The sequence below is a fragment of the Algoriphagus hitonicola genome (genome assembly GCF_900113375.1).
Classification (GTDB): Bacteria; Bacteroidota; Bacteroidia; order Cytophagales; family Cyclobacteriaceae; genus Algoriphagus; species Algoriphagus hitonicola.
This window is the reverse complement of the sequence record NZ_FOPC01000011.1, coordinates 92,946-104,503: the sequence shown is the minus strand read 5'-3', so window position 1 is coordinate 104,503 and position 11,558 is coordinate 92,946. Positions and strand designations below refer to the sequence as shown.

Below are 11,558 nucleotides of genomic sequence, written 5' to 3'. Positions count from 1 at the left end.
AAGGCGTATTTCGGGAGGCGAAGCCGACCTTATTTCATCGAACGAAGTGGGATGTATTTCGCGAAGTGAAACGAAGCCTATTTCGCCGAAGCGTATTTCATACATTTGAGACTGCTTCCTCCTACGTCGTCGCAGTGAGGTGAGGCTAAGCATAAAAAATCAAGAATACCTTTTCCTGATTTCGGCTTTTTGCTTTTGCCGCTCCCAAAGGGCATTGGCTAAATCCATGGAAATCTGGTCCGGTTCGGATTCATGAAGTATTCTCCGCAGCTTTTCCTCCCCCAGATCAATCCGATAGCAAATCTGAAGCAAGCGCTCAAAATCCCGATCGAGGAGTTGGCTAATCGCTTGGGAAAGCAAAATCACCACTTCAGCTTCAGAAATGGACTCCGCTGTATTGGGCAAGTCCCAATCTGACTTAACCAAATCCAAGGCAATTTTTTCTATCTCATTGAGCGGAGCTGTCATGGCATCAAAAAAGCCCGGAAATACCGGGCTGTATTAGATTAAGATTCAGATTCTTGTTCGCCTGAACTGGCAGCCTCATCCTCTTTGGCAGGCTCCAATACCTCAGGAGCTTGTACACGGATGATATTATACCAAGAGATCAATTTTTTGATATCGGAAGTATAGACACGGGATTCATCCACATCCGGAAGGATATGCTTCATAAACGCCCTCAGTTCGGCATCATCCGGATTGGTATCCAATCCCAAATCCCCTTCAAATTCCGCTTCGATTTTTTGCATCACCGACTGCAGCGGTTCAGCGCCTTCCTCGGTCAAGGTATAAATGGAAATATCCGAAAGAATGGAAACCCGCTGGGACATACCTGCCACCAATTTGGCCTTCTTCTCGTCCATACTCTCCAAAATCACCCCCGTTCGGGAAGGCTTCAATACTTTATACAAGCCGGGCTTGCCGGCAACGGTAGCAATGTCTTTAAAATTCATCAGTTATCATTTTGAGCTTGCAAATATAGAAATGACATCAATTGTTAATACCACTTTCGTACTCTTTGACCAAATCATCGATAAAATTGAGCAATTCCTCAGAACCTTGGCCTGTTTCGGCACTCGTGACAAAGTAGTCTGGAGCTTCTTCGAAAATCTCTTCCATCTTTTTGAGGAATTTGTGGACATTAAGAGCCGTTTTGCTTTTGGACTGCTTGTCTGATTTGGTAAACACGATGGCTGCGGGCACACCTTCTGTCCCGCACCAAAGCAAAAATTCCAGGTCAATCTTCTGAGGTTCGAGCCGACTGTCGATCAAGACAAATACGCCGCAGAGATTTTCCCGCTTCAGCAGATAGGTTTGAATCATATTCTCCCATCCTTGCTTCACTTTCACGTTGACTTTGGCAAAGCCATAGCCAGGCAAATCCACCATATACCAGCGATCATTGATCATAAAATGATTGATCAACTGGGTTTTACCGGGTTTTTGAGAGGTTTTGGCTAGATCCTTTTTCCCGGTCAAGGCATTGATCAGGGAACTTTTACCCACATTGGACCTGCCGATAAAGGCGATCTCGGCCCGGTCAGGATTGGGACATTTTCCGGGATCGGAATTAGAAATGACAAACTCAGCTTTCTTGATCATGGCTTTAAATTTCGCTGTAAAAATAGGGGATTATTATTTTGGAAGAGAATACTTCCCAATTTCAACATTTTTCCAATCCTCGGGTTTCTTCTGTAATATTGCAATCCATTAGCTCGATACGAAATGTCCGTAGTCCCTTACAAAGATAAAGAAGACCCCAAAAAAGCACAGGTAGCTGAGATGTTTAACAATATCAGTCCCAAATATGATCTGCTCAATCATGTCCTGAGTTTGGGTATTGACATCATTTGGAGAAAAAAGGCCATCAAAATGCTCAAAAAAGATCAGCCTAAGTTGATCTTGGATATTGCTACGGGCACGGGGGATTTTGCTATCGAAGCCCTAGCGCTCAATCCGGATAAAATCATCGGGGTGGATATTTCGGAAGGGATGCTTTCCGAAGGTCGCAAAAAAATGAAAAAGCGCGGACTGGAGGACAAGATCGAAATGCAGCTCGGCGATTCGGAAGGTTTGCTTTTCGAAGATAATAAGTTTGATGCGGTCATCGTTTCATTTGGAGTTAGGAACTTCGAAAATCTGGAAAAGGGACTTGCTGACATGTATCGGGTTTTGAAACCGGGAGGCAAAACGGTTATTCTGGAATTTAGTAAACCGCGTGCTTTCCCCATGAAGCAAGCCTATGCCTTTTATTCCAATGCTGTGCTTCCTCAGATAGGAAAGATTGTATCCAAGGACAATTCTGCTTATACTTATCTTCCCGAGTCGGTACAGGCTTTCCCGGATGGACAGGATTTTCTGGCTGTACTCAAAAAAGTTGGATTTCACAGCACCGTATGCAAACCACTCACTTTTGGAATAAGCTCGATTTACATCGGAGAAAAATAACCTCCGGTTCCATCCTTATTCTTTTGATTCTTCTTTACCAGCTACCCGCACAGGCACAGGGGATGTTTGGACTGACGAGTTCTTCGGGTTCTGATGAAAAACTGATTTCCTACGGGTTTTTCCTCGCCGGACACAATAGCACCTTTCGGGTCAACTATTCTGATGCTTTTGTCGATCCCAATGCCAATGTCGCACCCAATGTACGGGCGATTTTTCCCCGATACTCTCCTGGTTTTTCACTCGGATTTATCGGAATGCTCCGTTTCCACGATCAAGTGCAAATGCTCTTTACCCCAAAAGTGGGCTTTTATGAATATAAAACTGAGATTCACTACTTTCCCCCGGATTTCCAACCCACGCCCGGTTCACCTAACAGCAGCGAAGATGTGATTATCAATAGTGATATCGTGACCGTGAATTCGGAAGCCACGATGGTAGAGCTTCCGGTACTTTTCAAATATCGATCCCAGCGATTTAACAATACCCGGATGTATTTCCTGGGTGGTGCCAGCTATCAGTTCCGCACCAAAACCCAAGAGGAGGCCAACTTGGAGGAGTTGGTGACTACCGGGCAAGATTACACCATCGAACTGGGAATGGGCTTCGAGATCTATTTCAAATACTTTAAGTTTGCTCCGGAAATCCGATTCTCTCATGGTTTAAACAACCTCTATCAGGCAGAAAATACACAGGGGGATATTCGGGATGCGATTTCTTCGATCAAGCGAAAAAACATCACCATCTATCTGAATTTTCAGTAGCGCTGGAAATCCTTTAAATTTTTAGCGAATAATCCTACATTTAAGCATGGAACGAAAAATTGCTTTAGTCACCGGAGCCACTTCCGGAATCGGAAAAGCTTGCGCCTTAATTTTGGCAAAGAACGCCTATCATCTGATCGTAACGGGTCGCAGAACCGATCGCTTGGAGCAGCTCAAAAAGGAAGTGCCCGAGGGCATTGAGGTTTTGCCTTTGACTTTTGATGTCAGAGACAAGGAAGCCGTTTTTAATCTATTGGAAAATCTTCCCGAACCTTGGAAAAACATCGATATTCTTATCAATAATGCTGGAAATGCACATGGTCTTGACCCAATTCAAACCGGGAATACGGATGATTGGGACGCCATGATGGACATCAACGTCAAGGGACTGCTCTATGTATCCAAAGCCGTTATTCCGGGGATGTGCGAGCGAAAATCAGGCACCATCATTAACATCGGTTCGATCGCCGGAAAAGAAGTTTATCCCAACGGAAATGTGTATTGTGGTTCCAAGCATGCTGTGGATGCAATCACCAAAGGCATGCGAATAGACCTGAATCCATTCGGTATCAAAGTGATCGGAATTCATCCGGGTTTGGTCGAAACAGAATTCTCTTTGGTCCGATTCAAGGGAGATCAAGACCGGGCCGAAAAAATCTACGAGGGATACGAACCGCTTTTGGCGCAGGATATTGCCGAGATCGTAGAATTCTGTGTCAATCGTCCTCCTCACGTGGTTTTGGCTGATATTGTCGTGCTACCTACTGCCCAAGCCTCCGCTACTTTAGTCATCAAAAACAAGTAAGCTTTTGAAATACATTGGTTTCATCCTTTCTCTGCTGGTCATTTCCTGTTCTACTCCTAAAAGTGAGCAAGAGAAATTTTCCGAAAATCAAGTCAGAAATGCCCGACCGATAGCAGAATTAAACCCGGCTCCACTTCCTGAACTTGAGCAAAAACTGATCGATCAAGGGCTGGAGAATATTGAAAAGGAAATTCTAGGTATTCGCGTGGAATTAAAATATTCGACTACAGATAATTTCTTCGGAGAAGATGTCTATGGAGACCTGACCCGAGCTTATTTACAACCTGAGGCGATAGCGCGTCTTAAAAAAGCCCAAGAATTGCTTCAAACTGACTATCCCCACTTTACCCTTCATGTTTACGATGGCGTCAGGCCCAGGTCCGTTCAGCAGATTCTTTGGGATAATCTGGATAAGCCCGACAGTGTCAAACCCCTCTATGTGGCCGATCCGAAGGTAGGCAGCCTCCATAATTTTGGAGTTGCCGTCGATCTGACTATATTCGACACCAAGACCGATTCGGTGTTGGATATGGGAACGGGCTATGATTTCTTTGGCTATGCGGCCTATCCCGACCGGGAAGATCAAATGCTAGAAGAAGGGGTCATCACCCAAACTCAAATCGCAAATCGGGAGATACTCCGAACAGTGATGAATCAAGCCGGTTTTACGGGAATCGGCTCGGAATGGTGGCACTTCAATGCCTACAATAGAAAAGAAGCTGGGGAAAAATTTAAGATCGTTGAATAATTCTTTTTACTCGTACTCATTCATGAAGATAAGCTTACTATTTTTCTTTTGGATCATTTCCTTCTCGATTTCCTACAGCCAAGGGTACAATCTTGCCAATCCATCAGAGCTCAAAGAATACATTGAAGTCGTCAAAAAATCTACAGAAGGTCCAGAAATTGGCTCGAGGTTTCCTGACTTTACAGCTTTCGAGTTTGATGGTAAAAAACTAAGTTATGAGGATCTCCAAGAAAAACTTATCGTAGTAAATATTTGGTACGTTGGCTGCACGGGATGCAAGCAAGAAGAACCATTTCTTAAAATGCTTACAGATGAATTATCCACAAATGAGAACGTGATTTTTTTGAGTTTTGCCATGTCATCTCCAAAAAAAATTGAACGCTATTTCTCCAAAAGAGGAGACTTTGGCTATCCAACAGCCAGTGTAGAAAGGAGTTGGGTCAAAGAAAAACTAAATATCACACTATCTCCCACACACTTCATTATCAAAAATGGCGTTCTCGAAGAGAAAATATCTTTACCCTTAGCTCAACCAGAAACCCTTAATTGGTTCAAATCAAGAATCCTTTCACTTTTAAATTAAATCCCTTTTGAAAAAGATTATCCCTTTACTCTTCCTGATTTTTCTCCAATTTTCCTGCGCTACGACCAAAATTTACCCCAGAATCAAATGTCAAACTTGCGTTAGCAAATCAGACGGAATTCTCCTGATGCCGTTGCAATGGGATCCGAGCTTTCGTCAGCTCAGCACTGCACAGATTAATGAGTTGGAGCGAATGATTTTGGAAATTTTCAGAGAGGAGGGTTTTACGCAGGTGGAGCTTTATGATCGGATGGAGTATGAGCTCCTCAATGCTGGCATCCGAGATGTCAATGATCCGGTACAGCGGGCCAAGATCAATTTGGAACTGGGAATCCCGTATCTACTGGGTCTGAGTTTGGGAGAAAGCGACTGGTCGGGAAATTGGGAAGCCATCGATCCTGACTTTCCCGAAGCGGGTACTTATTGGGAGGAAGATACTCAAGTGAGCAGCATGCTCCGAATCGCACTTTTTGAAACCGCCGCTGGGGACATCGTCTCTGACTACGCTGTGGAAGCTACGATCAACGGAATGCCTATCCCGATTGGAGATGGAGAATCGCTCACCTTGAATTTCGGTTCTGTCATCAGGGCAGTCAGTATAGCCACCCGAAAAGGCATCAAAAACCTAGTCACCGATTGTAGTTGCTGAACCTGATAAAAGCACCAACATTTTTGAAGGGATTCTGTACATTTGTTCTGGTTACAAATTCCTTTTGCCGTGTATAAAAAACTACTCAAGCCCCTATTCTTTCAACTACCGCCTGAAGCAGCTCATCATTTGACTTTTGACCTGACCAAATTCTCCTTTAATCTTCCTGGAGCCAAGGCAATTCTAAGTCGAAATTATTCCTTCGAAGATCCAAGCCTAGAGCGAGAGGTTTTTGGCTTAACCTTCAAAAACCCAGTGGGACTTGCGGCGGGCTTTGACAAGGACGCCAAACTCATCGATGAAATGGCGCAATTGGGTTTCGGATTTATCGAAATCGGCACCTTGACCCCAAAGCCTCAAAGCGGAAATCCCCTTCCCCGGCTTTTTCGACTGCCCAAAGATCAAGCGCTGATCAACCGAATGGGATTTAACAATGGAGGGGTTTTGGCAGCAGTGGAACGGCTGAAAAAAAGAAAATCTGATGTGATCATCGGTGGGAATATTGGAAAAAACAAGGTGACTCCCAATGAACATGCAGTAGATGATTACTTGTATTGTTTGGAGGCTTTGCACGATTATGTGGATTATTTTGTGGTCAATGTCAGTTCGCCCAACACGCCCAATCTTCGGGATTTGCAGGAAAAGGAACCGCTCAAAGCTTTGCTTTTGGCAGTGAAAAAAGCGAATGACGAAAAGGAAAAACCCAAACCCATTTTGCTGAAAATTGCCCCGGATTTGAACGATGGGCAATTGGATGACATCATCGAAATCGTCCAAGAAACGCAAATTGAAGGGGTAATTGCCACCAATACGACGATTGATCGGACCCAATTGAACACTTCTATGCAGGAGGTCGAGGAAATCGGTGCAGGGGGAGTCAGCGGTAAAGTACTCAAATCCCGAAGTACTGAAGTGATTCGATACCTCCACCAAAAATCAGGAGGGGCTTTTCCCATTATTGGGGTGGGTGGTATCTTCTCCGCCGAAGACGCAATCGAAAAACTGGAGGCTGGAGCCAGCCTGGTTCAGGTGTACTCAGGCATGATTTATGAGGGACCTGGATTGATCAAAGAAATCAAAAAAGGCTTAACCGCTTATTTTTCGAAGTAATTTGTACATCTTAACCCTTAAATTCGGTTTTCAAACCCAGGACGCGATCGATATTCATGGCCACTAATTCACCCAGGACCAACACTTTTCGTAAAAAAGGAGAAAAATCCAAAAAGCCAACTTCCAGTTCAGGAGGGTTCAAGTTTTCTTTTGGATCGTTCAAGGCTTCTAAACTAGTTCTGGCATTGGGAATCACCTTGATGTCTGCGGGAATATTCCTATTTATTGCTTTCATCAGTTACTTTCTCAATGGACCTGCCGATCAAAGTGTAGTCATGAGTTCAGATTCAGAAGCTATCCGAGAATCTGCCCGTGAAACCCAAAATTGGCTTGGCTACTTGGGTGCACAAGCGGGCCATTGGATGATTTACCGCTGGTTTGGACTAGCTGCATTTCTCTTTCCACCATTTCTTTTCCTACTCGGTTTTCGCTGGACCTTTCGGTTTTCGCTGATCTCCTTGACTCGATATTCGATATTTGCCCTTTTCTTTACTTTTTGGCTGGGATTATTGACTGGTTATGTAGTCATCTTGGTCCAAGGCTATTCCTATTGGAGCTTTCTCTCAGGAGGATTTGGTTATGAATTGGCCAAGTTATCCTCAGATTTTCTCGGTTGGGGGACCTTTATTCTCATCGGTGGGGCACTTTTGATTTTTGTGATTTTCTTCTTTGACATTGACAAATTGGACTGGTTTAGCAGCAGGTCAAATGAGGATGAACTGGAAGATGAATTGGATTTAGTCGATGCTGAAAAAAAAGATTTGAGTATTAAGCCTTCGGCCAAAAATGAGGATCCTTTCAATCTCGACGAGGAGGAGGAATTTGAGGATGACGGTACGGATTGGATCATCAAAGGAGGGGAAGAAAAACCGTTTGGAGTCAGTCCTGACCCCATTGAAGAAGATGACCCTTTTGAAATCAATCAGGTCAATCTTTTGGATGAATCCGATAAAAAAGCGGAAATCAAAAAACCTGAAGAAAAGCAATTTTCTGTCACCAAAGCCGTAAATGAAGAAAAAACTGCCGAGGAGGTCGAAAACCTAGACCCATATGATCCCACCTTGGATTTGCCTCGATATCAATATCCCACCTTGGATTTGCTCAATGAATATGACCTTCAAAAAGTCACGGTAACACGCCAAGAACTTGAGGATAATAAAAATAAGATTGTCGAGACACTGGAAAATTTCAAAATCGGAATTCAGGAAATCAAAGCGACTATCGGACCGACCGTGACGCTCTATGAAATTGTTCCTGAACCGGGAGTGAAAATCTCCAAAATCAAAAATCTCGAAGACGATATTGCCTTGAGTTTAGCCGCTTTGGGCATCCGTATCATCGCGCCGATTCCCGGGAAAGGCACCATCGGTATCGAGGTACCAAATAAAAACCGGGAGCTCGTTCCTGCCCGTGCCGTCTTGGGTACTGAGAAATTTATGCGCTCGGACAAAGACCTCCCGATAGCCCTGGGTAAAACCATTTCGAATGAGGTATTTGTGGTCGATTTGGCAAAAATGCCTCACTTACTGATGGCGGGTGCTACTGGACAGGGAAAGTCTGTCGGGCTCAATATGATTCTAGCCTCGCTGATCTACAAGAAGCATCCTTCCCAACTGAAATTTGTCCTAGTCGATCCCAAGAAGGTGGAATTGACTTTGTTCAACAAGATTGAGAGACATTTTTTGGCGAAACTTCCAGGCTCCGAAGAAGCCATTATCACCGATACCAAAAAGGTGATTTATACCTTAAATTCCCTGTGTATCGAGATGGACAACCGGTACAACCTACTCAAAGATGCCGGTGCGCGTAATCTCAAAGAATACAATGCCAAGTTTGTAGCACGAAAACTCAATCCAGAAAACGGCCATCGATTCATGCCTTACATCGTTTTGGTGATCGATGAGTTGGCCGACTTGATGATGACTGCAGGAAAAGAAATCGAAGGTCCTATCGCCCGACTGGCGCAGCTCGCACGGGCTATTGGAATCCACCTGGTCGTCGCCACGCAGCGCCCATCTGTCAATGTAATTACCGGAATTATCAAAGCCAACTTCCCCGCTAGATTATCCTTCCGTGTGACTTCGAAAATCGACTCTCGCACTATATTGGACGCTGGAGGTGCTGATCAGTTGATCGGAATGGGGGATATGCTACTTTCCCAAGGTTCTGAAATGATCCGCTTGCAATGTGCATTTCTTGACACCCCCGAAGTGGAAGCTATTTGTGATTGGATCGGGGAGCAGAAGGGTTATTCCGACGCATACCTGTTACCGGAATTTGAGGGAGAAGATAGTGACAACTCCATCGGTGAGGTGGACTTGTCCGACAGAGACCCACTTTTTGACGATGCCGCCCGTCTCATTGTACTCCATCAGCAGGGCAGCACCTCATTGATACAGCGCAAACTCAAACTCGGCTATAACCGAGCAGGCCGGATTATCGATCAGCTCGAAGCAGCCGGGATTGTAGGTTCATTTGAGGGCTCCAAGGCACGGGAAGTATTGATTCAAGACGATGCTAGTTTGGAACAGTTATTGAATAGCTTGTAGCAGCCGAGTAGAATATCAAGCGGCTACAGATTCATGAAAAAATTTGCGCTATTTATCAGCATATTTCACTTTTTCTTCTTTGCCCATACGGTAGAAGCTCAAAAGCAGCCTGAGGCCAAAAAAGTCCTGGACGAAATGAGCCAAAAATTCAGAAGCCTCAATGGCTTTACCGCTGAATTTGATTTTACATTTCAGGATGCCAGTGGAGGCTCTGAGCGACAAAGCGGAGAAATCGCGGTTAAAGGTGAACAATACCGACTCAAACTTCCTGACCAAGAAATCTTCAATGATGGAAAAACAGTCTGGACTTACATTCAAGCGGATGGATACAAAGAAGTCACCATTAATGATGTGAGTCAGATGGAAGGGGAATTGACACCTTCCAATATCTACAGGATGTACGAATCCGGGTTTGACTACAAACTTCTAAAAGATAAGGTCTATCAGGGCAAAAACGTGCAAGTCGTGGAGCTCAATGCAACGAGTACAAGCGCCCCTTTTGAGCAAGTTAAATTAATGATTGACAAAAGCAGCAAAGATCTACTCGGTTGGGAAATGTTCGATGGCCAAGGGGGAATATTTTCCTATACTTTTAAAAATCTAAAACAAAATGCCAATCTTCCGGCTACTTATTTTGCTTTCGATGCCAAAAAATACCCGGGTATTGAGGTGATTGATTTGAGGTGATCAAGCAACAATTGATCGAAAAAAGTCCTCTGACCAGGGGAATAAATTTTGATACTTTACTTCAAACTGCGGATAGGTTAACTCAAACTGTTTGTATTTGGACTTTTTTATTTGTTTGGTATCCAGTTTTACTTCATGTGCTGTGGGAGATGCTAACTCAGGGAGGACAAAATCAATTTCTTTCCCATCCGCAGTTCTCCAAAATCTAATTTCATCCAAATCATTCTTATCTGCCAGTATCTTAAAAAACGTTTGCTCCCAAAGCTCTCCACGATCCGATCTAGACTTTAGCGGTTGAAAGTTGTTTATAAGACTATTTCGTAGTCCATTGTCTAAAAGATAAACTTTTGGCATTTTCACTAATTCTTTTCGAAGATTAGAAAAAAATGGTCGAACTAATGAAATATGAAAACATACAGTTAATACCTGAAGGTAATTTTGAATAGTTTCGGACCGAGTCCTCAGGGTATTTGAAAGTTCATTTATATTCAATAATTGTCCAGACTGTTGGGCCAAAATTTTAAAAAGTTGGTAAAAAACAAGTTCATTTTTAATCCCAGATTCTAAAATGTCCCTTTTGATAAATGAGTCTCTGATTTCCTTTAATATCTCTTTCTTTTCGGATAAATCAGGCTCCATTACGACTCTTGGGTAGCCTCCATAAATCATAAATCTTTCCCATTCTACCCAAAGCCTATCCAAAAATGTGGTTCTATAGTTTGAAACACTACGAATATTTAATACTTCCTGCCATAAGTCATCAAGTCCTTGGATTAAAAGGTAATCTTCAAAGTCACAAGTGTTTAATCGGAATACTCTTTTCCTACCCGCTAAAGAATCTTTAAATTTCTCATCCAAATAGAAGGCACTACTCCCACTAGCCACAATTTTAATTTGATCCCTGTATTCATCATATAGTAACTTTAGAAAATTTGACGGGTCAGTCAAATATTGGACTTCATCGATAAATACAATTGTTCGTTGATCTGAGGGTACAAAAAAAGATAAAAGATTTAATGGACTTGCGTCCAAACTCCTCAAAATGTCTTTGTTTTCTAAGTTTAAAAAAACACTTGGTATCGATTCCTCTTTACACTTTTGATTTAATTGATGGAGTAGGGTGGATTTCCCCGTTTGTCTTGCACCAGTTAGCACCGTAAATTCCTTCTTTGTGAGGTGCTTATCTAGAGATTGATATAGCTTTCTTCTCATGATTCC

At 43.3% G+C, this 11,558-nt stretch carries 13 protein-coding genes; 9 read left to right on the top strand and 4 right to left on the bottom strand.

Going from position 1 to position 11,558, the window contains the following annotated elements:
- Positions 1–159: 159 nt before the first annotated feature.
- From BM043_RS14870 to yihA, 3 genes are read right to left on the bottom strand one after another with little or no spacing between them, the layout of a single operon-like run.
- The gene (locus BM043_RS14870) at positions 160–468 is read right to left on the bottom strand and encodes a hypothetical protein (protein ID WP_092793026.1); all 309 of its coding nucleotides are present in this window, start codon (positions 466–468) and stop codon (positions 160–162) included.
- A gap of 38 nt (positions 469–506) precedes the next feature.
- Positions 507–953 (bottom strand): DUF5606 family protein, encoded by a 447-nt coding sequence (locus BM043_RS14865; protein WP_092793024.1) that lies wholly within the window; start codon positions 951–953, stop codon positions 507–509.
- 37 nt (positions 954–990) lie between these two features.
- Positions 991–1,602: a ribosome biogenesis GTP-binding protein YihA/YsxC gene (yihA, locus tag BM043_RS14860; protein WP_092793022.1), complete on the bottom strand. Its 612-nt coding sequence runs from the start codon at positions 1,600–1,602 to the stop codon at positions 991–993.
- A gap of 123 nt (positions 1,603–1,725) precedes the next feature.
- On the opposite strand from yihA, the gene ubiE reads away from it, so the two are divergent.
- From ubiE to BM043_RS14815, 9 genes are all read left to right on the top strand, one after another.
- The gene (ubiE, locus tag BM043_RS14855) at positions 1,726–2,448 is read left to right on the top strand and encodes a bifunctional demethylmenaquinone methyltransferase/2-methoxy-6-polyprenyl-1,4-benzoquinol methylase UbiE (RefSeq protein ID WP_092793021.1); all 723 of its coding nucleotides are present in this window, start codon (positions 1,726–1,728) and stop codon (positions 2,446–2,448) included.
- Complete coding sequence (porT, locus tag BM043_RS14850; protein ID WP_092793019.1) at positions 2,397–3,209, top strand: type IX secretion/gliding motility protein PorT/SprT; 813 nt, start codon at positions 2,397–2,399, stop codon at positions 3,207–3,209. Before ubiE ends, porT begins: the two co-directional genes overlap by 52 nt.
- Before the next feature lie 46 nt (positions 3,210–3,255).
- Positions 3,256–4,014 (top strand): SDR family NAD(P)-dependent oxidoreductase, encoded by a 759-nt coding sequence (locus tag BM043_RS14845; protein ID WP_092793018.1) that lies wholly within the window; start codon positions 3,256–3,258, stop codon positions 4,012–4,014.
- Between the two features lie 4 nt (positions 4,015–4,018).
- On the top strand, positions 4,019–4,762 hold the full coding sequence (locus BM043_RS14840) for a M15 family metallopeptidase (protein WP_394332996.1): 744 nt from the start codon (positions 4,019–4,021) through the stop codon (positions 4,760–4,762).
- 22 nt (positions 4,763–4,784) lie between these two features.
- Complete coding sequence (locus tag BM043_RS14835) at positions 4,785–5,345, top strand: TlpA family protein disulfide reductase (RefSeq protein WP_177188489.1); 561 nt, start codon at positions 4,785–4,787, stop codon at positions 5,343–5,345.
- Positions 5,346–5,472: 127 nt separating this feature from the next.
- A complete protein-coding gene (locus BM043_RS14830; protein ID WP_218144155.1) occupies positions 5,473–5,994 on the top strand; it encodes a hypothetical protein in 522 nt (173 codons plus the stop codon).
- A 69-nt stretch (positions 5,995–6,063) separates the two neighbouring features.
- On the top strand, positions 6,064–7,104 hold the full coding sequence (locus BM043_RS14825; protein ID WP_092793173.1) for a quinone-dependent dihydroorotate dehydrogenase: 1,041 nt from the start codon (positions 6,064–6,066) through the stop codon (positions 7,102–7,104).
- A gap of 56 nt (positions 7,105–7,160) precedes the next feature.
- Positions 7,161–9,653 (top strand): FtsK/SpoIIIE family DNA translocase, encoded by a 2,493-nt coding sequence (locus BM043_RS14820; RefSeq protein ID WP_092793013.1) that lies wholly within the window; start codon positions 7,161–7,163, stop codon positions 9,651–9,653.
- A gap of 33 nt (positions 9,654–9,686) precedes the next feature.
- Positions 9,687–10,340 (top strand): outer membrane lipoprotein periplasmic chaperone LolA1, encoded by a 654-nt coding sequence (locus BM043_RS14815; protein ID WP_092793011.1) that lies wholly within the window; start codon positions 9,687–9,689, stop codon positions 10,338–10,340.
- On the opposite strand, the gene BM043_RS14810 is transcribed toward BM043_RS14815, so the two are convergent.
- Positions 10,341–11,552 carry an ATP-binding protein gene (locus BM043_RS14810; RefSeq protein WP_092793009.1) on the bottom strand — a complete coding sequence of 404 codons (1,212 nt, stop codon included), beginning with the start codon at positions 11,550–11,552 and terminating at the stop codon, positions 10,341–10,343. It abuts the gene before it with no gap.
- Between the last annotated feature and the right edge of the window lie 6 nt (positions 11,553–11,558).

Coding starts and splice junctions, on each gene's coding strand:
- yihA (WP_092793022.1), bottom strand. CDS start 1,602: ATGATCAAGAAAGCTGAGTTTGTCATTTCTAATTCCGATCCCGGAAAA.
- porT (WP_092793019.1), top strand. CDS start 2,397: ATGCAAACCACTCACTTTTGGAATAAGCTCGATTTACATCGGAGAAAA.
- BM043_RS14870 (WP_092793026.1), bottom strand. CDS start 468: ATGACAGCTCCGCTCAATGAGATAGAAAAAATTGCCTTGGATTTGGTT.
- BM043_RS14815 (WP_092793011.1), top strand. CDS start 9,687: ATGAAAAAATTTGCGCTATTTATCAGCATATTTCACTTTTTCTTCTTT.
- BM043_RS14820 (WP_092793013.1), top strand. CDS start 7,161: ATGGCCACTAATTCACCCAGGACCAACACTTTTCGTAAAAAAGGAGAA.
- BM043_RS14835 (WP_177188489.1), top strand. CDS start 4,785: ATGAAGATAAGCTTACTATTTTTCTTTTGGATCATTTCCTTCTCGATT.
- BM043_RS14865 (WP_092793024.1), bottom strand. CDS start 953: ATGAATTTTAAAGACATTGCTACCGTTGCCGGCAAGCCCGGCTTGTAT.
- BM043_RS14845 (WP_092793018.1), top strand. CDS start 3,256: ATGGAACGAAAAATTGCTTTAGTCACCGGAGCCACTTCCGGAATCGGA.
- BM043_RS14830 (WP_218144155.1), top strand. CDS start 5,473: ATGCCGTTGCAATGGGATCCGAGCTTTCGTCAGCTCAGCACTGCACAG.
- ubiE (WP_092793021.1), top strand. CDS start 1,726: ATGTCCGTAGTCCCTTACAAAGATAAAGAAGACCCCAAAAAAGCACAG.
- BM043_RS14810 (WP_092793009.1), bottom strand. CDS start 11,552: ATGAGAAGAAAGCTATATCAATCTCTAGATAAGCACCTCACAAAGAAG.